The 21,086-nt window shown below is 73.4% G+C and carries 17 protein-coding genes; 13 read left to right on the top strand and 4 right to left on the bottom strand.

Features of this window, described 5'->3' with window-relative positions; translation table 11 throughout:
- The first annotated feature begins 43 nt into the window (after positions 1 to 43).
- The 3 genes from FFT21_RS10000 to FFT21_RS09990 all read left to right on the top strand — a co-directional run bounded on the left by FFT21_RS10000 (position 44) and on the right by FFT21_RS09990 (position 3,330).
- Positions 44 to 442, top strand: coding sequence for a cytochrome c oxidase subunit 4 (locus FFT21_RS10000; protein WP_137813515.1), 399 nt, complete (start codon positions 44 to 46; stop codon positions 440 to 442).
- A 316-nt stretch (positions 443 to 758) separates the two neighbouring features.
- A complete protein-coding gene (locus FFT21_RS09995) occupies positions 759 to 2,090 on the top strand; it encodes a DUF1800 domain-containing protein (RefSeq protein ID WP_192909458.1) in 1,332 nt (443 codons plus the stop codon).
- Positions 2,091 to 2,103: 13 nt separating this feature from the next.
- Complete coding sequence (locus tag FFT21_RS09990; protein ID WP_137813513.1) at positions 2,104 to 3,330, top strand: DUF1501 domain-containing protein; 1,227 nt, start codon at positions 2,104 to 2,106, stop codon at positions 3,328 to 3,330.
- Positions 3,331 to 3,337: 7 nt separating this feature from the next.
- On the opposite strand, the gene trpD is transcribed toward FFT21_RS09990, so the two are convergent.
- Positions 3,338 to 4,402 carry an anthranilate phosphoribosyltransferase gene (trpD, locus tag FFT21_RS09985; RefSeq protein ID WP_137813512.1) on the bottom strand — a complete coding sequence of 355 codons (1,065 nt, stop codon included), beginning with the start codon at positions 4,400 to 4,402 and terminating at the stop codon, positions 3,338 to 3,340.
- 5 nt (positions 4,403 to 4,407) lie between these two features.
- Positions 4,408 to 4,818: a hypothetical protein gene (locus tag FFT21_RS09980; RefSeq protein WP_137813511.1), complete on the bottom strand. Its 411-nt coding sequence runs from the start codon at positions 4,816 to 4,818 to the stop codon at positions 4,408 to 4,410.
- A gap of 293 nt (positions 4,819 to 5,111) precedes the next feature.
- Between FFT21_RS09980 and ctaE the strand changes: the two genes are divergently transcribed.
- The 4 genes from ctaE to qcrB all read left to right on the top strand — a co-directional run bounded on the left by ctaE (position 5,112) and on the right by qcrB (position 9,666).
- Positions 5,112 to 5,726 (top strand): aa3-type cytochrome oxidase subunit III, encoded by a 615-nt coding sequence (gene ctaE, locus FFT21_RS09975; RefSeq protein WP_137813510.1) that lies wholly within the window; start codon positions 5,112 to 5,114, stop codon positions 5,724 to 5,726.
- 49 nt (positions 5,727 to 5,775) lie between these two features.
- Positions 5,776 to 6,672 carry a cytochrome bc1 complex diheme cytochrome c subunit gene (gene qcrC, locus FFT21_RS09970; protein ID WP_137813509.1) on the top strand — a complete coding sequence of 299 codons (897 nt, stop codon included), beginning with the start codon at positions 5,776 to 5,778 and terminating at the stop codon, positions 6,670 to 6,672.
- A 169-nt stretch (positions 6,673 to 6,841) separates the two neighbouring features.
- Positions 6,842 to 7,963 carry a cytochrome bc1 complex Rieske iron-sulfur subunit gene (gene qcrA, locus FFT21_RS09965; protein ID WP_137813508.1) on the top strand — a complete coding sequence of 374 codons (1,122 nt, stop codon included), beginning with the start codon at positions 6,842 to 6,844 and terminating at the stop codon, positions 7,961 to 7,963.
- Positions 7,960 to 9,666, top strand: a complete 1,707-nt coding sequence (qcrB, locus tag FFT21_RS09960; RefSeq protein ID WP_137813507.1) for a cytochrome bc1 complex cytochrome b subunit — start codon at positions 7,960 to 7,962, stop codon at positions 9,664 to 9,666. The genes qcrA and qcrB overlap by 4 nt, the downstream gene beginning before the upstream one ends.
- Before the next feature lie 83 nt (positions 9,667 to 9,749).
- Here qcrB and FFT21_RS09955 read toward each other — a convergent pair whose 3' ends face one another.
- Both FFT21_RS09955 and FFT21_RS09950 read right to left on the bottom strand, forming a co-directional pair.
- Positions 9,750 to 10,037 carry an Lrp/AsnC family transcriptional regulator gene (locus FFT21_RS09955; protein ID WP_137813506.1) on the bottom strand — a complete coding sequence of 96 codons (288 nt, stop codon included), beginning with the start codon at positions 10,035 to 10,037 and terminating at the stop codon, positions 9,750 to 9,752.
- Positions 10,038 to 10,249: 212 nt separating this feature from the next.
- Complete coding sequence (locus FFT21_RS09950) at positions 10,250 to 12,025, bottom strand: DEDD exonuclease domain-containing protein (RefSeq protein WP_137813505.1); 1,776 nt, start codon at positions 12,023 to 12,025, stop codon at positions 10,250 to 10,252.
- Positions 12,026 to 12,207: 182 nt separating this feature from the next.
- On the opposite strand from FFT21_RS09950, the gene FFT21_RS09945 reads away from it, so the two are divergent.
- The 6 genes from FFT21_RS09945 to FFT21_RS09920 all read left to right on the top strand — a co-directional run bounded on the left by FFT21_RS09945 (position 12,208) and on the right by FFT21_RS09920 (position 21,063).
- The gene (locus tag FFT21_RS09945) at positions 12,208 to 14,556 is read left to right on the top strand and encodes an MFS transporter (RefSeq protein WP_137813504.1); all 2,349 of its coding nucleotides are present in this window, start codon (positions 12,208 to 12,210) and stop codon (positions 14,554 to 14,556) included.
- A gap of 232 nt (positions 14,557 to 14,788) precedes the next feature.
- Entirely contained in the window at positions 14,789 to 15,580 is a 792-nt protein-coding gene (locus FFT21_RS09940; RefSeq protein WP_192909457.1) for an AfsR/SARP family transcriptional regulator, read from the top strand.
- A 58-nt stretch (positions 15,581 to 15,638) separates the two neighbouring features.
- Positions 15,639 to 17,018 carry an NYN domain-containing protein gene (locus FFT21_RS09935; protein ID WP_225978263.1) on the top strand — a complete coding sequence of 460 codons (1,380 nt, stop codon included), beginning with the start codon at positions 15,639 to 15,641 and terminating at the stop codon, positions 17,016 to 17,018.
- A gap of 573 nt (positions 17,019 to 17,591) precedes the next feature.
- Positions 17,592 to 18,467, top strand: a complete 876-nt coding sequence (locus FFT21_RS09930; protein ID WP_225978262.1) for an NlpC/P60 family protein — start codon at positions 17,592 to 17,594, stop codon at positions 18,465 to 18,467.
- A gap of 97 nt (positions 18,468 to 18,564) precedes the next feature.
- Complete coding sequence (locus FFT21_RS09925) at positions 18,565 to 19,917, top strand: gluzincin family metallopeptidase (RefSeq protein ID WP_225978261.1); 1,353 nt, start codon at positions 18,565 to 18,567, stop codon at positions 19,915 to 19,917.
- A 9-nt stretch (positions 19,918 to 19,926) separates the two neighbouring features.
- Positions 19,927 to 21,063, top strand: a complete 1,137-nt coding sequence (locus tag FFT21_RS09920; protein ID WP_137813501.1) for a glycosyltransferase family 4 protein — start codon at positions 19,927 to 19,929, stop codon at positions 21,061 to 21,063.
- Positions 21,064 to 21,086: the final 23 nt, after the last annotated feature.

The following is a 21,086-nucleotide window of genomic DNA, read 5'->3' as shown; positions in this document are numbered from 1 at the left end:
CGGGCGCGGTAGTGCGGACGGGACGGCGAGAGCGAGGACAGCAATGAAGACCGAGGCGCGCATCTTCGAGCTCCTGACGATCTTCTTCTTTGCCGCGGCGGTGCTCTACGCGCTGTGGGCCAAGGAGCCGGTCGGGATCGTCGGGCTGACCCTCACCGGCGGCCTCTCCCTGATCATCGGCACCTACTTCCGGTTCGTGGCGCGCCGCGTGCAGGAGCGTCCCGAGGACAACCCGGACGCGGAGGTCAGCGACGGCGCCGGCGAGCTGGGCTTCTTCAGCCCGGGCAGCTACTGGCCGATCGGCCTGGCCGCCGCGGCCGCGATCGCCGGTGTGGCGTTCGCCTTCTTCTACGTGTGGCTCATCGTCATCGCCGTGGTGCTGGTGCTGTTCATGGCGGCTGGCCTGGTGTTCGAGTACCACATCGGCCCCCGGCACGACTGACGTTTCCCTGCTCAGCGGGTCGATCGGGCATGGCTGAATCCGCCCGACCGGCCCGCTGACAGTCTGTTCCGGAACTGGACCGATCCTGCGGTGACGAGTATGGGAACGCGCCAGGGCGAAGCCCCGCGATCGCGGGGGCGGGGCGCCTGGTCAGGCGCGACCGGAGTGCCGGGTCCCGATCGCGCCCCGGCGACGCGATCGCGGCGCGCGTTCAGGAACAAGCACTGACGCGTTTTCCGGGCCGGCGCTGAAACGTTGCTGAAGGTGCGGCCGGGAATGCTGCCGCCGCCGCCCCGGCATGGTCATCATCGTCGGCGTGCCAACGCTTGACGAGCGCGCCGCGGTGCGCCGGTTGCTCGACCGGTTCGGCTTCGGCCCCCGGCCCGGGGAACTGGACGCGGCCGCGGCCAGGGGTTTCGACGCGACGCTGGCCGCGCTGCTCGACCCGGGCGCACCCGCGACGGACGCGGGCGCGCGGGCCACCCCGCCGCCCGACCTCGGTGACGAGCCCTACCGGCCGGGGACCGCGACGCAGGACCAGGCGGCCAGGCAGCGGACCCAGGCCGCGCTGCGGGACCAGGAGCGCCGGCTCACCGTCTGGTGGCTGGACCGGATGGTCGCCGCGGACGCGCCGCTGGCCGAGCGACTCACCTGGTTCTGGCACGGCCACTTCGCCACCAGCGTGCAGAAGGTGCGCAGCGTCCGGCTGATGCTCAAGCAGAACCAGACCATGCGCCGGCTCGGTGGCGGTGACTTCACCAGCCTGGCCAGGGCGATGATCGCCGACCCGGCCATGTTGATCTGGTTGGACGGCCAGCAGAACACCGCCGGCGCGGCCAACGAGAACCTCGCCCGCGAGTTCATGGAACTGTTCACCCTCGGCATCGGCCACTACACCGAGACCGACGTGCGGGAGGCGGCCAGGGCGCTGACCGGCTGGCGGGTGGACCGGCAGGCGATGACCGCCAGCCCGGTGCCCCGGCGGCACGACGGCGGCACCAAGACGGTGCTCGGCGTGACCGGCAACCTGGACGCGAACTCCCTGGTCGACCTGCTGCTGAACCGGCCGGAGTCGGCCCGGTTCGTGGCCGGCCGGATCTGGTATCGGCTGGTGTCCGCCGATCCGCCGCCCGCCGGCACCCTGGACCGGCTGGTCGCCGGCTACGGCGCCGGCCGGGACATCCGCGGGCTGCTCCGTGCGGTGGCCGCCGAGCCGGCCTTCCGCGAGCCGGCGACCGCCCTGGTCAAGCAGCCGGTGGAGTGGGCGGTCGGCCTGATGCGGGCGTTGCGGGTGCGGCCGGCCGAGCTGCCCGAGCAGGCCGGCAACCAGCTGCTCGCCGGGCTGCGCGGGCTCGGCCAGGTGCCGTTCCAGCCGCCGTCGGTCGGCGGGTGGCCGGGCGGCGCCGCCTGGCTGACCACCTCGGCCGGGCTGGCCCGGCTGCACCTCGCCCAGTTGCTCGTCCAGCACGGGGACGTCACCGCGGTGGCCTCGGCGCCGCCGGCCGGGCGGATCGACGCGGCGCGGGCGCTGCTCGGCGTGGACGCCTTCGGCCAGCGCACCACCGAGGCGCTGCGCCGGGTCACCGGCGATCCCCGGCAACTGCTCGCCGTCGCGGCCTGCGCCCCCGAGTACGTCGTCAGCGGATAGGAGCACCCCGGACGTGGACACCATCACTCGCCGCCGCTTCCTGACCGCCTCCGGGGTCGTCGCCGCCGGGGCGATCGCCGCTGGCGCCACCCGGCTGAACTGGTCCGACCTGCTGTCCGCGGCGCACCGCGACCCGCTGCGCCCGGACGCCGGCGTGCTCGTCGTGGTCACCCTCTACGGCGGCAACGACGGGCTGAACACGGTGGTCCCGGCCGCCGACCACGCCTACCAGGACGCCCGCCCGCACCTGGCCTACCAGCCGCAGGAGGTGCTCGACCTGGGCGAGGGCCTCGGGCTCAACCCGGGCATGAAGGGGCTCAAGCGGCTGTGGGACGCGAAGCAGCTCGCCGTGGTGCGCGGTGTCGGCTACCCGCAGCCGGACCATAGCCACTTCCGGTCCATGGCCATCTGGCAGACCGCCTCGCCGGGCTCCGCGCAGACCACCGGCTGGCTGGGCCGCTGGCTGGATGCCACCGGGGACGACCCGCTGCGCGCGGTGTCCGTGGAGCCGGTACTGCCGCCGCTGCTGGCCGGTGAGCGCGCCGCGGGCGGCTCGCTGCCCGCCGGCGGCCTGCAACTGCCCAAGGGCCAGCTCGGCGTGGCCTTCGCCGGTCTTGGCAGCCCGCAGCCGGGTGAGGGCACGCTGCAGGCCAGGGCGGCGAAGTCACTGGCCGACCTGCAGAACGCGGCGCACGTGCTGGGCGGCGCGACCGGAGGGAAGGCCTCCGCTGCGAAGGCGGGCCAGCAGCGGACGCGGGGTGCGCTGGCCGCCCAGCTCGACCTGGTCGCCGGCCTGGTCGAGGCCGGCGTGCCGACCAGGGCGTACTCGGTGTCCCTCGGCGGCTTCGACACGCACGCCGACGAGCGCGGCACCCAGGAACGGCTGCTCACCGAGCTGGACGGTGCGCTGGCCGGGTTCGTCGACCGGATGGGCCGCGGCGACCGGGGCAGGCAGGTGGTGGTGCTGGTGTACTCGGAGTTCGGCCGGCGGGTGCGGGCCAACGCCAGCCAGGGCACCGACCACGGCACGGCCGGCCCGGTGTTCCTGCTCGGCCAGGGCGTGCGCGGCGGCTTCTACGGCGAGCAGCCCAGCCTGACCGACCTGGGGGGCGGCGACCTCAAGGAGACCACCGACTTCCGGGACGTCTACGCGACCGTGCTGGAGGGCGTGCTGGGCACCGAGGCGGGCAAGATCCTCGGCGACCACCGCGGCCGCATCGACGGCGTGCTGAACGCGTGAGTCGGAGTCAGGAGTGCTCGGTGCGGAGCTTGGTGGACAGCGCCGCCCACCGCTGCAGCAACTCCGCGGCGGCGCCGGAGTCGACGGCGTCCGCCACCGCGCGCATCCCGGCCCGCATGTCCTCGGTGAGGTCGCCGGACAGCCCGCGGTAGGCGGCCACCGCGCCCGCCGCGTTGAGCAGCACCGCGTCCCGCACCGGGCCCGGCTGCCCGGCCACCAGGTCGCGCACCACCCGCGCGTTGTGCTCCGGGTCGCCGCCGCGCAGGTCCTCCGGCCGGGCCGGGCGGACGTCCAGCGCCGCGGGGTCGATCCGGTCCTCGCGGACGGCGCCGCCGCTGACCACCCACACCGAGCTGGTCGTGGTGGTGGTCAGCTCGTCGAGCCCGTCGTCCCCGCGGACCAGCAGCACGCTGGCCCCGCGCCGGGCGAACACCTCGGCCATCACCGGCGCCATCCGCCGGTCGGCGCAGCCGATCAGCCCAGCCACCGGCTGCGCCGGGTTGGTCAGCGGGCCGAGGAAGTTGAAGACGGTGCGGATGCCGATCTCCCGGCGCGGTCCCGCGGTGTGCCGCAACGCCGGGTGGTAGACGGGGGCGAAGCAGAATCCAATGCCCAACTCGGTGACGCAGCGCCGCACCGCGGGGCCGGGCAGGTCCACCGCGATGCCCAGCGCCTCCAGCACGTCGGCCGCGCCCGACTTGGACGATGCCGCGCGGTTGCCGTGCTTCACCACCGGCACCCCGGCGGCGGCCACCACTAGGGCGGCCATCGTGGAGATGTTCACCGTGCCGGCCGCATCCCCGCCGGTGCCGACGACGTCGACCGCGCGACCGGCCACGTCCACCCGCTGCGCGTGCGCGAGCATCGCCTCCGCCATCCCCAGGATCTCGGCGGCCGTCTCGCCCTTGGCCCGCAGCGCCACGGCGAACGCGCCGACCTGCGCCGGCGTCGCCACGCCGGACATCACCTGGTCCATCGCCCAGGCGGTCTCCTCGGCGGACAGGTCGTGCCCGGTGACCAGCCGGCCGAACAGCGCGGACCAGGAGTGAGTTTCGTCTCGGTGACCGGTCATCGGGTTCAGCCGTGTACGGCTGGCAGCCGCCGGGCGCGCAGCACCTCGGCCACGGTCTCCGCGGCGGCCAGCGGGTCCAGCGGGTGCACCAGCACGGCGTCCGCCTGCGACCAGGTGGCCAGCCAGCGGTCGTCCCTGCGGCGCACCGCGACGACGATCGGCGGGCAGTCGATGATCTCGTTCTTGAACTGCCGGGCCAGGCCCAGGCCACCGGTGGGCTGCGCCTCGCCGTCCAGGATCAGCAGGTCGACGCCGCCCTGGTCGACCTCGTACAGCACGTCGGCCACGGTGCCGGCCTCCAGGTAGCTCACCCGGCCCAGGTCCGGGGCGGGCCGCCGGCCGACCGCCGTGATGATCGCCTCGCGCACCTCGGGACGGTGGCTGAACACCAGGATCTTGCTGGTCTGCGTGCTCATCTGCGCTGGTCCTCCCGCGAGGTGGCATGGACGGGCATCGGCCGGCTCGATGCTATCCCGCTGGTGGTCGGCCGGCCCCGCGGCGTCGGCGGGCCAGCGCGTCCGGTCCCGCCCCGGTCGCGCGGCCGCCGGTCCTGTCCCGTTCGCGCGGCGGCGAGGGCGGCGCACCCGCCCGGCGCGGCCCGGCGGCGGTCCTGGTCAGGCAGGGGCTGGTCTCACCGTGTGTGACCTACGCAACCCCGGCCGGACCTGGGGCGGACCCGATCGGGCGGGCCGATTACCTGCAAGTCATAATGCGTCGCGTGACCACGGCAGCGCCCTCCATCAGCCAGCGCGTGCACTCGCTGAACCGGCCCAACATGGTCAGCGTCGGCACGATTGTCTGGCTGTCCAGTGAGCTGATGTTCTTCGCGGGTCTCTTCGCCATGTTCTTCACGGTGAAGGCCCAGAACTCCGCACCGGAGTGGCCACCGCCACCGGCGCACCTCAACATTCCGTACGCGCTTCCGTTCACGATCATCCTGGTGGCGTCGTCCTTCACCTGCCAGTGGGGTGTGTTCTGCGCCGAGCGGGGTGACGTGTTCGGGCTCCGCCGGTGGTACACGATCACCCTGATCATGGGTCTGATCTTCATCGCTGGCCAGGCCGGTGAGTACTACCAGCTGGTCGAGTGGCACGAGACGACGATCTCGTCGTCGGCGTGGGGCTCGGTGTTCTACCTCGCCACCGGCTTCCACGGGTTGCACGTGATCGGTGGTCTGGTGGCGTTCGTCATCCTGATGATCAGGACCAAGCTGAGTAAGTTCACGCCGGCCCAGGCCACCTCGGCGATCGTCGTGTCCTACTACTGGCACTTCGTCGACATCGTGTGGATCGGGCTGTTCGCCTGCGTCGAACTGCTCAAGTGAGGTTTGCCTAACAGCACGGCTGGAACTGACAGCAAGGGTTGCCGTACACATGACCACGAAGAGGAATTCCGCCGCCGCGGGAGCGGATGTCGCTGCCGCGGAAGCGGGCGCGGGAACAGCCACGTCGGCCGCGTCCGGCGGTTCGCCGGGACGGCGCCGAACCCGCTCGCGCTCCAAGCTTCGCCGGCGGATCTCCGGACTGCTCGCACTCGGTGTGGCCCTGGTGGGCGCCGGGGCGCTGTACAGCGTGCTGACCCCCACGCCGCAGACCGCGCGGGCGGCCGACGACCCGGCCCTGATTCGGCAGGGTGAGCAGGTCTACAACAACACCTGCATCACCTGTCACGGGGCCAACCTGCAGGGCGTGCAGGACCGCGGCCCGAGCCTGATCGGTGTGGGTAGCGCGGCGGTGTACTTCCAGACCTCCACCGGCCGGATGCCGCTGGCCGCGCAGTCCGCGCAGGCCGACCGCAAGCCGCCGAAGCTGTCGCCGGAGGAGATCGACGCCCTGATGGCCTACGTCCAGGCGCACGGCGGCGGTCCGCAGAAGCCGGACGAGTCGGACGCCGCGCTGGTCGGTGGCGACCCGGCCCGGGGTGGCGAGCTGTTCCGGCTCAACTGCGCCTCCTGCCACAACTTCACCGGCCGCGGTGGTGCGCTGTCCTCCGGCAAGTTCGCGCCAGACCTGGACCAGGCCACCCCGTCGCAGGTCTACACCGCGATGCTGAGCGGGCCGGAGAACATGCCGAAGTTCTCCGACCGGCAGCTCTCCCCCGAGGAGAAGAAGGACATCATCGCGTACATCAAGTCGGTGACCGACGGCAAGAACAACCCGGGTGGCAACGCGCTGGGTGGCATCGGCCCGGTCTCGGAGGGCCTGATCGCGTTCATCGTGGGTATCGCCGCGCTGGTCGGCGTGACCCTGTGGATCGGAGCCAAGGCATGAGTAGCTCGGTGTCGAGCCGCGGCACTCGAAACGACCAGGGCGCGCGCTCAGGCCGCCAGGCCCCACGATCGGGGCGGCAGGGCGTTCGGCTGCGTGAGGTGACCGGGCCGCGCGTGCGACGCCCTGGCGACACGATCGCGGTCGCGCGCGGACTTGCGGAGGAAGCAGCATGAGTAGCGGCGAGAACAGGGAGCCCACCGAGGCCGAGCTCGCGGAGTACAGCCGCGACGAGCTGGTCAGGCTGGGCGGTCAGCTGGACGGCGTCGAGGTCGTGCACAACCCGGACCCGTGGCCGGTCCCGGGTACCCGCGCGGAGAAGCGGGCCGAGCGGCGCACCGCGCTGTGGTTCACCCTCTCCGCGCTGGCGGGCCTGGCCTTCCTCGGCGTGTTCATCTGGTGGCCGTGGCAGTACCGGGCGCCGGGGCAGAGCGGCTACTTCCTCTACACGCTCTACACCCCGCTGGTCGGCGCGACGCTCGGCTGCGCCGTCCTCTTTCTCGCGGTGGGCGCGCTGTACTACGTGAAGAAATTCCTGCCGCACGAGGTGTCGGTGCAGGAGCGGCACGACGGCCCGGACACCCCGGCCGCCCAGCAGACGCTGCTCGCCCAGCTTGCCGACGCCGGGGCGCGCAGCACCATCGGGCGCCGCTCGATGATCAAGCGGGCGGCCGGCGCGGCCGCGGCGGTCTTCGGCGCCGGGCTGGTGGTGCTGCCGGTCGGCGGGCTGGTGCGCAACCCGTGGAAGGACCCGAACAGCGAGGACTCGCTGTGGCGCACCGGCTGGCATTCGCCCAACGGCGAGACGGTGTACCTGCGCCGCAACACGGGCAACCCGCACGAGATCGTCAAGATCCGGCCGGAGGACCTCGATGTCGGCGGCTTCGAGACGGTCTTCCCGTTCCGCGAGTCGGAGCGGAACAACCCGGAGGCGCTGTCCGCCGCGTTCACCCGGTCGGACAACCCGGTCATGCTGATCCGGGTGCGGCCCGGCCAGGAGGTGGTGAAGCGCGCCGGCCAGGAGGACTTCAACTACGGCGACTTCTACGCGTACTCCAAGATCTGTACCCACCTGGGCTGCCCGACCTCGCTGTACGAGCAGCAGACGGGGCGCCTGCTCTGCCCCTGTCACCAGTCCCAGTTCGACGTCTTCCACTACGCGAAGCCGGTATTCGGCCCGGCCACCCGGTCCCTGCCCCAGCTTCCGATCACGGTTGACGCGGACGGATACTTTGTCGCGCGAGGCGACTTCATCGAGCCCGTCGGGCCGGCGTTCTGGGAGCGCAAGTCATGAGTGCGATCACCACCCCCACCAAGGCGAGCAACCCGGCTTCCCGCAGGTTCGAGCAGGCGTTCCAGGAGGCCGACTCCCGGTTCCACATCGCCAGTGGCCTGCGCAAGCAGCTCAACAAGGTCTTCCCGACGCACTGGTCCTTCCTGCTCGGTGAGATCGCCCTGTACAGCTTCATCGTGCTGCTGCTGTCCGGCACGTACCTGGCGCTGTTCTTCGACCCCTCCATGCAGGAGGTCACCTACCAGGGCACCTTCGACAACCTGCGCGGAATCGAGATGTCCCGCGCGTTCGAGAGCACCCTGCACATCACCTTCGAGGTGCGCGGCGGGCTGTTCGTGCGGCAGATCCACCACTGGGCGGCGCTGATCTTCATGGCCGCGATCGTGGTGCACATGTTCCGGATCTTCTTCACCGGAGCGTTCCGGCGGCCGCGCGAGACCAACTGGCTGATCGGCATCGGCCTGTTCGTGCTCGGCATGTTCGAGGGCTTCGCCGGCTACTCGCTGCCGGACGACCTGCTCTCCGGCACCGGCCTGCGGATCGCCTCCGGCATCCTGCTGTCCATCCCGGTGGTCGGCACCTGGTTGCACTGGATGCTGTTCGGCGGCGAGTTCCCCGGCACCGAGCTGATCCCGCGGCTGTACATCATCCACGTGCTGGTCCTGCCGGGCATCATCCTCGCCCTGGTCGGTGTGCACCTGGCGCTGGTGTGGCACCAGAAGCACACCCAGTTCCCGGGCGTGGGCCGCAAGGAGAGCAACGTCGTCGGTGTCCGGATCATGCCGGGCTTCGCGGTGAAGAGCGGCTCGTTCTTCGCCGCCACCGTGGGCGTCATCGCCATCATGGGCGGTGTCTTCCAGATCAACCCGATCTGGAACTTCGGCCCGTACAACCCGGCGCAGGTCTCCGCCGGCTCCCAGCCCGACTGGTACATGGGCTGGACGGACGGTATGGCCCGGTTGTGGCCGGCCTGGGAGGTCTACCTCGGCAACTACACCATCCCGGCGGTGTTCTTCCCGACCATCCTGGGCATGGGCCTGATCTTCACCACGGCCGCGCTCTATCCCCTGATCGAGCGCAAGCTCACCGGTGACGACGCCCACCACAACCTGCTGCAGCGGCCACGGGACGTGCCGGTGCGCACCAGCCTCGGCGCCATGGCGATCACCTTCTTCATGGTGCTGCTGCTCTCCGGCGGCAACGACATCATCGCGGACAAGTTCAACATCTCGCTGAACGCCACCACCTGGATCGGCCGGGCCGGCCTGCTCCTGCTGCCGCCGATCGCCTACTGGGCGACCTACCGGATCTGCCTGGGCCTGCAGCGGGCCGACCGGGAGGTGCTGGAGCACGGCGTGGAGACCGGCATCATCAAGCGGCTGCCGCACGGCGAGTTCATCGAGGTGCACCAGCCGCTCGGCCCGGTGGACGGGCACGGCCACCCGGTGCCGCTGGAGTACCAGGGCACCCCGGTGCCGAAGAAGATGAACCAGCTCGGCTCCGCAGGGCACGCGGTGCCCGGCGGCCTGTTCCGGCCAGACCCGTCCGGGGAGACCGCCGCGCTGGAGCGGGCCCGGGCCGAGTACGGCACGTCGGACGACGCGCTCCTCGAGCGGGTGCCCGGTGAGGAGGCGGAATCCGGCGTGGAGGAGCCCTCCACGGAGCTGGCCGCCAGCCAGTACCGGCACCAGCGGCAGAGCTGACCCGCTCACCCGGCGACATTCGGCGGGCCCGGCACCGGATCGGGGAATCATCTCGATCCGCCGCCGGGCCCGCCGGCGCCGTGCTAGACGGTCTCGTCCATGCCGATGGCGAAGGCCGCCTCGGTGTCCCGCCGCGAATAGGAGCGGAACGCGATATGCGTGTCCGTGTCCAGCACGCCGGGCACTTTGCCGATCTTGCCGGGCACCAGGTCGGCGAGTTGCTCGTGCTCGGTCACCCTGGCCACGGCGATCAGGTCCACGTCGCCGGCGCAGGAGTAGACCTCGGCCACCCCTTCGATGTCGGCGATCGCCTGCGCCGTCTCCGGGATGCTGTCCGGCTCGGTCTGGATCAGCACGATCGCGGTGATCACGGTGTTCCTCCTTGCTTTCGCGGCTTCGCGCGCCGCCGCGATCCCGCCGGCGGGGCGCCGCCCTGCCACCGGAGATCGCGGGCCTGGCGGCCGGGTGCGCGCCGTGGTCGTCCTCGAGCGCCGCGACGTGCGTTGATCATCGAACTCCTCGTGGTCGGCTGTCTCGAATCGTAGGGCGCACCCGCTGACCCCCGCCTTCGGCGCGCGGGCACTCAGTTCGAGGCGGGGCGGCGGCCGCCGGCGTCACCCCCCGCCTCGGCGGGGAAACGTGCCTCGGCGGGGAAACGTGCCTCGGCGGCCCGGTCGAGCCAGCCCCGCCAACTCGCCGCCGCGCCCGCCGGCTCGGCCCACGGTTCGGCGCAGCGCACCAGGCGGGTGCCCGGCCGGGTGAGCCAGCGCAGGATCACCCCGGTCTCCTCTGGTGGCGCACCGCGCAGCGGGCCCGGACCGGGGGTGACTGTCTCCGCGCCGGCCACCAGGGCGTCCACCACCGGCATCGGTGCGACGCCCCGGGCGGCCACCCCGGCGGAGGCCAGCCGCCCGTACCGCACCACGGCCAGCTCCCAGCCGCCCCGCCCGTCCGGGCGCGCGGCGACCAACTCCGGCAGGGCGGCCAGCGCGGCAAGCCGCTGCCCCCGGTCCAGCACCCGCACCAGCCCGGCCAGCCGGTCCCGGCGGACCGCGGCCTCCTCGAACCGGTGCGCATCGGCCAGCTCGCCGAGCCGCGTGGCGAGCCGGGCCAGCGGACCGGTGGCCCGGCCGGCCACCAGATCGTGCACCGCCACCACCGCCGGCTGGTACTCGTCCGCGCTCTGCCGGCCGGCGCACGGGGCGGCGCACCGGCCCAGTTCGGCCAGGGCGCACGGGGTGAGCCGGGGATTCCGGGCGGGGATACGCACCGTGCACGGCCGCAGCGGTACGGCGTCCAGCAGCGCCCGCACCGCCTCCTCGGCGGACCGCCGGGACCGGAACGGGCCCAGCGCGCCGTCCCGGGGGCGCCGCACCAGCGAAGGGCGGGGAAAGGGCTCCTCGGTGAGCGCCACCCACCAGTACCGGCCCGGCTCCTTGGAGCGCCGGTTGTAGGCGGGCCGGTGGGCGGCCAGCAGCCGCAGCTCGCGCACTTCCGCCTCCAGCGTGTGCGCGCAGGTCACCGTGTCCACCCGGGTGGCCAGCGCGACCATCTCCCGGATCCGGCGCCGGCTCTCCGCCCCAGTGAAGTACTGCCGGACCCGCCGGTGCAGGTTGCCAGCCGTGCCCACGTACAGCACCTCGTCCCCCGGCCCGCGGAACAGGTACACGCCCGGGGCGCGCGGCAGGTGCTCGGCCAGTCCACGCTTGGCCCGCTGCGCCGCCGTGACCTCGGGCAGGTAGCCGAGCAGGTCCTCCAGCGAGTGCACGCCCAGCGGGCCGAGCCGCGCCAGCAGGCCGTGCAGCACGTCCACCGTGGCCCTGGCGTCCTCCAGCGCCCGGTGCACCGGCCGGGTGGTGGCGTGGAACAGCTCGGCCAGCGCGGCGAGCCGGCAGCTCGGCGCCTCGTCCCTGGCCAGCACCCGGCGGGCGAGCCGGACGGTGCACAGCACCGGCGGCCGTGACCACGGGTAGCCCAGCCGCCGGGCGGCCGCGCGCAGGAAGCCGACGTCGAATGAGGCGTTGTGCGCCACCAGCACCGCCCCGGAGGCGAACTCCAGGAACGCCGGCAGCACCGCCTCGATCCGCGGCGCGGCGTGCACCACCGCGTCGGTGATGCCGGTGAGCGCGACGATGGACGGTGGGATGCCGCGCCCCGGATCGACCAGGGTGGCGAACTCGCCGAGCACCCGGCCGCCCCGCACCTTCACCGCGCCCACCTCGATGATCGCGTCCCGCTCGGCGCTGCCACCGGTGGTCTCCAGGTCGACCACGACGAAGGTGGTGTCGGCGAGCGGGGTGCCCAGGTCGTCGAAGGAGAGCTGGGCCGTGCCGGTGGCGGACACTCCTGCGGTGCTCATCGGCCGCACACGCTAGAGCCGACCCCTGACAGTCCCGATCAGCCGCCACGCAGCCGCGGACCATCCCCGTCGGCGGTACCGATTCGGTCGAGCGACGCTCGAGCGCGGCGCGGCAGGCTCGGTGCGCCGGCGAAAACCACCTCTTCCGCAGCGCGCACCGGGCCGGCCAGCAAGGGACCACGATGACCACGACCTCCCCGTCGCCCACCGTCGCCGAGGCGGGCCCCGCGCCGCGGCGCCGTGACTGGCTCGGCTTCCTTGTGGTCACGCTGGCCGTCTTCATGGACATGCTGGACGTCGGCATCGTCACCGTCTCGGTGCCGACCATGCAGCGCGACCTGGGCGCCGGCTACGCCGCGGGCCAGTGGTTCGTCGCCGGCTACGCGCTCGCCTTCGCCGTCGTGCTGGTCACCGGTGGCCGGCTCGGCGACGTCTACGGGCGCAGGCGCGTCTTCCTGGTCGGCGTGGCCGGGTTCACGCTCGCCTCGCTCGGCTGCGCGCTGTCGCCTTCGGCCGGAGTGCTGATCCTCTTCCGGCTGGTGCAGGGCGGGTTCGGGGCGTTGATGGCGCCCCAGGTGCTCGCCCTGTTACAGGTGCTCTTCCCCCCCGAGCGGCGCAGCGGCGCGTTCGTCGTGCACGGCGTGACGATGAATCTGGCGCTGATCAGCGGCCCGATCCTCGGCGGGCTGATCACCACGGAGAACCCGTTCGGGCTGAGTTGGCGGCTGGTGTTCCTGGTCAACATCCCGATCGGGGTGCTGATCACGGTGGGCACGCTGGTGCTGCTCGGTGAGTCGAAGGCCGACCGCCCGCCCCGGCTGGACGTGATCGGCATGACCCTGGTGGCCGCCTTCTCCGCGCTGGTCATGGTGCCGTTGCAGCAGGGCAGGGATGCCGGCTGGCCGTGGTGGATGATCCTCATGCTGCTCGCCGCGGCGCCGGTGCTGCTGCTCATCGCGCGACACCAGCGTCGCCGCGGCCCGCGCGCCGCACTGATCCCGGTGGCGCTGTTCCGCCGCCGGCCCTTCGTCGCCGGGCTCGCCCTGCTGCTGCTGGTGTACGCGGCCTTCGGGTCCGCGCTGATGGCCATCATCTGGTACCTGGAGATCGCCCTGGGCTGGTCGCCGCTGCGGACGGCACTCGGCCTGCTCGGCTGGGTGGTTGGCAACTTCGTGCTCGGTGCCGCCGCGGTCGGCAAGGCGCCGGCGCTCGGCAGAACGCTGCTGGTCGTCGGCTGCATCGTGGTCGCGGCCGGCATGGCGCTGCTCAGCGTGACCATCGGATACGCGGGCGCGGACCTCGGCCCGGTCCGGCTGTTCGGGCTGCTGGTGGTGGTCGGCGCCGGGCTGGGCCTGGTGACGCCGATCCTCATCGACCTCGTCCTGGCCGGGGTGCCGGCCCGGGACGCCGGCGCGGGCGGCGGCCTGGCCAACGCCGCGGTGGACTTCGCCTCCGCCGTCGGCATCGGGGTGGTGAGCCTGATCCTCTTCGGGCTGCTCGGCGCCGGCGCCGCCGGGCACGCCGCCGCCGTCGAGCCGCAGATTCGGACCGTGCTGGCCGCGCAGCGGGTGCCCGCCGCCGAGCAGGCTCGGATCGTGGCCGAGTTCCGCACCTGCTTCCTGGACCGCACGCGCGGCGCCGACCCGAACGCGGTTCCGCCGAGCTGTCGCACCCCGGGCGCCACCGACGCGGCGGTGCTGCCCGCGCTGAGCCGTGCGTACCGGGACGACTTCGCGGCCGCCACCTCGAACACGCTCTGGTACCAGGTCGGCTCGTTTCTGGCCGCGCTGCTGCTCACCCCGCTGCTGCCGCGGGGAAGCGCCGCCGAGCGGGCGGTCGAGGACGACGCCGAGGAGCGCCGCGACGGCCACTCCGGGTCGGACGTGGCGCGGCTGCCTGCCCGGGCGGTCGAGCCGGAACCGGCCGCGAACGGCCGCCCGTGGCCGCCGGGCGAGGACCTGCGCGGGCACGACCGCACCGGCCCGCCGGTGGCCGACCGTCCCGCCGCGGCGACCGGCGCGGCGACCACCGCGGCGGCCGTTGCGGAGTGGCCCACCGAGGTGCTGCCGCTGTACGGCTACCTGGATCCGCTCCGGGTTCCGGCCGTCACCGCGGCGCTCGGCCGGCAGCGGTACGCGGTCGCCGCCCGAACCTCCCGGCCGGGCGGGCGGCACCGGGCCGACCGGCGCCGCGGGCGCGTGCCGCGCACCACCGACCAGGTCACGGTCAACGCCCACTTCGGCGTGTGCGACGTGGAGATCCAGAAGACCGCACTGCGCAACTCCCGGACGGTGATCGCCGCGTCGGCCATGTTCGGCAGGGCGGTCATCTACGTGCCGCACGGCGTGCGCGTCCGGTTCAGCGGCGCGGTCGCGCTCGGCACCCGGCGGTCCACCATCGCGGACGCCGAGCCGGTCCCCGACGCGCTGGAGGTCGAGGTGCGCTGCCGCGTGTGGTTCGGCGCGGTGCGGGTCCGCACCCGGCACCAGCCGGAGGACGAGGACACCGCGGCGTCACGGGTGGCCGGCTGACGGCCCGGCCAGGTGCGCGGCCGCCGGTCCGCGGCCACCCGCCGCGGCACGCTCGGATCGCGGCGAGCCGAATCGTCGTTCCCACCGGCCAAGCCGCCGACGCTACCACGGGAAATCTAGAGGTAACTCCAGTGCGCGGTCGCCTCCGGTTTCGGAAAGATGTATATCACAATCCCGCAACAACACTTGCCATTGGTCCTGTCGTTAGTCCGTCTCCACCCCGAGGATGGCAATGGGTTACGAATTCCGACTACTCGGGCCGCTTGAGATAGTCCGGGACGGCCGCGAGGTCACCCCGACGGCGCCGAAGTTGTGCGTGGTCGCCGCGCTGCTGGTACTGCGGCGCAACCGGTTGGTGCAGACGTCTGAATTCGTCGACGAGCTGTGGGGCGAGGATCCGCCGAGCAGCGCGATACCGACCGTGCACACCTACATCTACAAGCTCCGCAAGCTGCTCGACGGTTCCGGCGCCGGCTCGGCCGATGACCTGGTGCACACCTGCCTCAACGGCTACTCCGCGCGCATTCCCGCGGAGCAGGTCGACGTGCACCGGTTCGAGCACCTGGCCGAGCAGGGGCGGACCGCGCTGATGCGCGGCGAGGCCGAGCACGCCGCCCGGTGCTGCGCCGGTGCCCTCCGGCTGTGGCGGGGGCCGGCGCTCGCCGGGCTGCCCGCCGGCCAGCGGTTGTCCGCCCACGTCGTGCGGCTCGGTGAGGCCCTGCTGCGCATCCGGGAGACGAGGATCGAGGCGGAGCTGCGGCTCGGCCACCACCGCGAGGTGGTCAGCGAACTCGTGGAGCTGACCCGCGCCCACACCTTCCACGAGGGCCTCGCCCGGCAGCTCATGATCGCGCTGTACCGGTGCGGGCGCCGCGGCGAGGCACTCGCCGAGTACCAACGATTCCGTGCGCTGATGGCGGACGAACTGGGCCTCGAGCCGTCGCCGTCGCTGCGGCGGCTGCAGCAGAGCCTGCTCGCCGGCGATCCGGTGCCGGCCGCCCTGCCCGCCGGGGAGGCCTCCTAGCGCAATCCCTGGGCCGCGCGGGTCGATGTGTCCGGTGGGGCCGGACTAGCCTGGAGGAGTGGCACCGTCAGCGCAGCCCGAGGAACCCGAGCAGCAGGTTCCCGAGTCCGAGCCGTCCACCGTGGACGGTTCCGCCGCTGCGTATGCTGAGTCTACTGTGGACTGGGAGGCCCTGCCGGAGGCCGTCCGTACCCGGCTGGCCGAGATCGGCGCCGAGGCGCTGGGCGACATGGCCAGAGTGGACGTTCCGCAGCAACTTCGCCCGGTGGCCCGGTTCGCGCCAGCCAAGCGGGCGCGGCTGGGCGGCGCTGCGGTGCTCGCCGCGCTGCGCGACTCACCCACCTTCCGCACCGCCGTGGTGCACTGGTGCCGCGAGCATCGCCCGGCCCAGGTGGACGTGACCGCGCCGGACGCGGTGACCGCGGCCTGCGCGGCCGTGTTGCTGGGCGAGCCGGTGGCCACGCACTACGTCGAGCTGGTGGCCCGCAGGGCCGGCGAGGCGGCGCTTCGGGCCGAGCGGGACGCCGCGCTGGCCCGGGCGGAGAAGCTGGAGTCCGAGGTGGCGCGGCTGCGCGCGGAGCTGGAGGGCTCCCAGGGCGCGGCGGAGCGGGTCCGCCAGGAACGCGAGGCCGAGCTGGAGCGGCTGCGCAAGCGGCTGCGCGAGCAGGGCGTGCGGCTGCGGGAGGCCAAGGACGCCGCCGCGGAGGCCACCGCGCGGGTCGAGGCGGTGCGCGCCGAGGCGGAGACGGAGTTGAAGTCGCTGACTGCGGAGCGGGACCGGGAGCGGGAGCGCGCCGAGGCGGAGCGGGTGCGGGCACAGCGGGCCGAGGCCGAGGCGGAGGTGGCGCGGCAGTCGGCCAAGGAGGCCAGGCAGGCCGACGAGGTCCGGCTGGCGCTGCTGGTGGACACCCTGGACGGCGCGGTCACCGGGCTGCGCCGGGAGCTGGCGCTGGGTGGGGCCGGGCCGAGGCCGGCGGACATGGTGCGCGGCGCCACCCCGGCGCAGGGCGCGGTGGGCCGGGTGGAGGACCCGGCCGCGCTGGACCGCCTGCTCGCGCTGCCCTCGGTGCATCTGGTCGTCGACGGCTACAACGTGACGAAGACCGGTTATCCCGAATTGCCCCTTTCCGACCAGCGTGAGCGGCTGGTGCACCAGCTTGCGGTGCTGGCCGCGCGCACCGGCGCGGAGGTCACCGTGGTCTTCGACGGGGCGGGCGTGGTGGCGGTGCCCTCGGCCGCGCCGCGCGGGGTGCGGGTACTGTTCAGCGATCCGGGCGTGCTGGCCGACGACGTGATCCGGGCGCTGGTCACCGCCGAACCCGAGGGTCGGCCGGTGGTCGTGGTCACCTCCGACCGCGCGGTCGCCGATTCGGTCCGCCGCCGGGGCGCCCATCCGGTGCCGTCCTCGGTGTTGCTGGCCCGCCTCGGCCGGGTGTGAGCGGTTCCACGATCGGGCGGAATGGTCCGGTCGGGGAACGCCACGAGTTTCGTGCCCACAAAGGGTGATCGGTCGGCCATTTGATCAGTTCCGCTGGTCACGGCGTGGAGTCGACGCTCCTCCGAAGGGACGTATCGCGCGGTCCGTCCCGTTTTTCCGACCCTGGTAGTGGACGAAACCGCTCACTTTTCGTAGCCTAGCCGAGACCTCGCGGCGGGCAGTCGTCCACAAAGGACGACTACGCGAGGTCACCGCCGAATCGGCAAGTCGGGGTGCCGAACCGGAGCCAGCGTTCAGGCGTATTCCGGTGCGGGCGCGCGTGCCCGTGTCGATGGACGCCTGCGCTCTCACTCGCCTCGCGAGTGGCTTCGTGGGCGGTTGGAAGGACGAAGGAGCACGCGCGACGTGGCGTCGCACCAACTCAAGCGCACCATGCGTGGAGCAGTTGCCGCTGGCGCGGTGATGGCTGCGGTGGGGATGGCTTCGACCCCGGCGTCTGCGGACCCGAACGGCCCCACCAACGCAGGCGATGCACTGCAACAGTTCCAGCAGCTCAGCACGCAGGCTGAGCAGGTGAACGAGGATCTGCTCAAGGCTCAGATCGACCTGAAGAACAAGCAGGGCGACCTGGATCGGGCCAACGCCGACCTGGCGCAGGCCAAGCAGCTCGAGGCGGCGGCGCAGGCGGCCGAGGACCAGTTCCGCGGGCAGGTCGACCAGCTCACCGACGCGTCCTTCCAGGGCGCGCGGTTCAACCAGCTCTCCGCATTACTTACCAGCAACTCCGCCCAGGACTTCCTGGACCGCTCGGCCGCGTTGAACATCCTGGCCAGCGACAACTACGACGTGATGAGCAAGCTCGCCGCCGCCGTGGCGCAGGCCGCGGACGCGCGCAAGCGCGCGGAGGACGCGCAGCGGCGGGCCCAGCAGGCCACCGACGCGGCCGCGCAGCTCACCCAGGCGATCGCGGCGCACAAGCAGGACCTGCAAAACCAGATCACCCAGCTGCGGGCCGCAATGAACCGGCTGACCGCGGCACAGAAGAGCTCGCTGATGGGCAGCGCGGCGTGCGGCGCCGCCAACCTGGGCACCGGAGCGGTGGCCACCGCGCTGGAGGCGGCACTGTCCAAGTGCGGCGCGCCCTACGTGTGGGGCGGCAGCGGGCCGAACAGCTTCGACTGCTCCGGGCTGACCATGTGGGCCTTCGGCAAGGCCGGCATCAGCCTGCCGCACTCCGCGGCCGCGCAGTACAACTACGGCACCTCGGTCTCCCGCAGTGATCTCCAGCCGGGTGACCTGGTGTTCTTCGGCAGCTCGGCCAGCTCCATCCACCACGTGGGCATCTCGCTGGGCGGGAACAAGATGGTCGACGCGTCCACCGAGGGCGTTCCGGTCGGCATCCACTCGCTGTACAGCGACTACTACGGGGCCAAGCGCCTCGCCGGCTGACCCCGGCACGGACGGCCGGGGCATCCAGCTCACCCGACCGGGGCCGGTGCGCCACGTCGCCCGGCCCCGGTCGTCCCCGGCTACCTAGCATCCGAATGTGACGGGGGACACGCGGTTTCGGGCGTGGCTGGTCGCGGCCGTGGCCGCGGTCCTGCTGGCCGGCCTGGTGCTGGTGTCGCCGGCCGGCCTGCTCCGCGACGGCGCCGCGCCGTCCGGCGTCGACGGGCCCGCCGGACACCGGAGCGGCTCGGCCGCCGCGCTCGCCGTGGCGGACCTGCTGCACCGCCGCGCCGTGGCGGTGCTGGGCCGGGACGAGGCCGGGTTCATGGCCACCGTCGACCCGGGCGCCGACCCGTCCTTCCGCGCCGCCCAGCGTGCCCTGTTCCGTGACCTCGGCGGCGTGCCGCTGCGGGTGTGGGAGTACCGGGTGGACCCGGACGACGCGCTGGATCCCGGATCGCCCGCCGCGCTCGCCGGCGCGGACGAGCTGTGGGCGCCGCGGGTGGTGCTACGGTACGCGCTGGCCGAGGTCGACGAGGTCCCCACCACGCGGCCGATGGGCTACCTGTTCGACCGGCGGGGCCCGGACTGGTACCTCGCCTCGGACACCGCTCTGGCCGCCGCCGGCCGGGACACCTGGCGCGGGCCGTGGGACTTCGGCCCCTGCCTGGTCCGGCACACCCGGTCCGGGCTGGTCATCGCGCACCCCGGTGCGGAAGGCACGGCGCTGGCCGACCGGGTGGCCGCCGAACTGGACGCCGCGGTGGGCGCGGTCGCCGCGGTGTGGGGCGCCGGGTGGCCGCGGCGGGTGGCCGTGCTGGTGCCCGCGGGTGGCGCCGAGATGCGCGCCCTCGTCGGGCCGGAGTTCTCGGTGGACGCGATCGCCGCGGTGGCCATCGCGGACCGGGTGAGCCTGGCCGGGCACACCGCCGAGGGCCAGCGGGTGGTGCTCAACGCGGACACCGCGGGCCGGATGTCGACGCAGACGCTGCGGGTCGTGCTGCGCCACGAGGTCACCCACGTCGCGGCCAGGGCGGCAACCGTGGACGGGGCACCGATGTGGCTGCTGGAGGGGTTCGCCGACTACCTCGGCTACCGGGACAGCGGCATCCCGCTCGCGCAGGCCGCCGGTGACCTGGCCGACCTGGTCCGCGCCGGCCGGACCCCGGACGCGCTGCCCGACGACGCCGACTTCCGCGCCGGCGCGGCCCGGCTCGACCTCGCCTACCAGGAGGCCTGGACGGCGGTGCGCTACCTCGCCGAGCGGGTCGGCGAACCGCGACTGGTCGAGCTCTACCGGCGGATCGCCGGCCTGGCCCGTCCCTCCTGGTCCGAAGTGGACGCCGCGCTGCGCGCCGTCGCCGGTATCGACCATGCCGGGCTCGTCGCCGGCTGGCGGAACTACCTGTCCGGTCACCTTGGCTCGGCCGGTGCGACCGGCGACCGATAGTCTCGCCCGGTGCATCGGACCCTGCTGGTGACCAACGACTTCCCACCGCGGCCCGGCGGCATCCAGGCGTACCTGCATGCACTGGCCACCCGGCTGCCCGGGGACAGCCTGGTGGTCTACGCCCCGGCCTGGCACGGCCGGTCCGGGGCGCATCCCGAGTTCGACGCCGCCGCGCCGTTCCCGGTGGTGCGGCACCCGACCTCGCTGATGCTGCCGGTGCCGGAGGTGCTGCGCCGGGCGCGGGAGGTGATGCGGGCCGAGCGGTGCGAGGCGGTGTGGTTCGGGGCCGCCGCGCCGCTGGCGTTGCTCACCCCGTGGCTGCGTGCGGCGGGGGCCGGGCGCGTGGTCGCCTGCACGCACGGGCACGAGGTGGGTTGGTCGATGCTGCCCGGTGCGCGGCGGGCGCTGCGCCGCATCGGCTCCACTGTGGACGTGGTGACCTACGTGTCGAAGTACACCCGCTCCCGGTTCGCCTCGGCGTTCGGCCCGATGGCCGCGCTGGAGCACCTGCCGTCCGGGGTGGACACCTCGGTGTTCCGGCCGGACCCGGCGGCCCGCGCCGAACTGCGCCGGCGCTACCGGCTGGGTGAGGCGCCGGTGGTGGTGTGCGTGTCCCGGCTGGTGCCGCGCAAGGGCCAGGACGTGCTGGTGCGCGCCCTGCCGGAGATCCGGCGCCGGGTGCCTGGGGCGAAGCTACTGCTGGTGGGCGGCGGCCCGGCCAGGGACCGGCTGCGCCGCCTCGCCGCCGAGTCCGGTGTGGACGACCACGTGGTGCTCACCGGCTCGGTGCCGTGGCCCGAGCTGCCCGGCCACTACGCCGCCGGCGACGTGTTCGCCATGCCGTGCCGCACCCGCGGCGGCGGGCTGGACGTCGAGGGCCTGGGCATCGCGCTGCTGGAGGCATCGGCCACCGGGCTGCCGGTGGTCGCCGGCAACTCCGGCGGCGCCCCGGAGACCGTGCAGGACGGAGTCACCGGCCACGTCGTCGACGGTCGCGAGGTGTCCGCGGTCGCCGGCGCGGTGGCCGGGCTGCTCGCCGACCCGGAGGCGGCCGCCGCGATGGGCAAGGCCGGCCGCGACTGGATGGCCACCCGCTGGCGCTGGGACGACCTCGCCGCCCGGCTCGCCGCCCTGATCGGCGGCTGACCCCACGACGGGCCCACCCCGCA

The sequence above is a fragment of the Gandjariella thermophila genome (assembly GCF_005405885.1).
Lineage (GTDB): Bacteria > Actinomycetota > Actinomycetes > Mycobacteriales > Pseudonocardiaceae > Gandjariella > Gandjariella thermophila.
This window is presented reverse-complemented; position numbering and strand designations above follow the sequence as displayed.

Bases quoted from the DNA above. Each gene is read 5' to 3' on its own strand.
- ctaE (WP_137813510.1), top strand. From the start codon at position 5,112: ATGCGTCGCGTGACCACGGCAGCGCCCTCCATCAGCCAGCGCGTGCAC.
- FFT21_RS09940 (WP_192909457.1), top strand. From the start codon at position 14,789: ATGGGTTACGAATTCCGACTACTCGGGCCGCTTGAGATAGTCCGGGAC.
- trpD (WP_137813512.1), bottom strand. From the start codon at position 4,402: ATGACCGGTCACCGAGACGAAACTCACTCCTGGTCCGCGCTGTTCGGC.
- qcrA (WP_137813508.1), top strand. From the start codon at position 6,842: ATGAGTAGCGGCGAGAACAGGGAGCCCACCGAGGCCGAGCTCGCGGAG.
- FFT21_RS09980 (WP_137813511.1), bottom strand. From the start codon at position 4,818: ATGAGCACGCAGACCAGCAAGATCCTGGTGTTCAGCCACCGTCCCGAG.
- qcrC (WP_137813509.1), top strand. From the start codon at position 5,776: ATGACCACGAAGAGGAATTCCGCCGCCGCGGGAGCGGATGTCGCTGCC.
- FFT21_RS09945 (WP_137813504.1), top strand. From the start codon at position 12,208: ATGACCACGACCTCCCCGTCGCCCACCGTCGCCGAGGCGGGCCCCGCG.
- FFT21_RS10000 (WP_137813515.1), top strand. From the start codon at position 44: ATGAAGACCGAGGCGCGCATCTTCGAGCTCCTGACGATCTTCTTCTTT.
- qcrB (WP_137813507.1), top strand. From the start codon at position 7,960: ATGAGTGCGATCACCACCCCCACCAAGGCGAGCAACCCGGCTTCCCGC.
- FFT21_RS09950 (WP_137813505.1), bottom strand. From the start codon at position 12,025: ATGAGCACCGCAGGAGTGTCCGCCACCGGCACGGCCCAGCTCTCCTTC.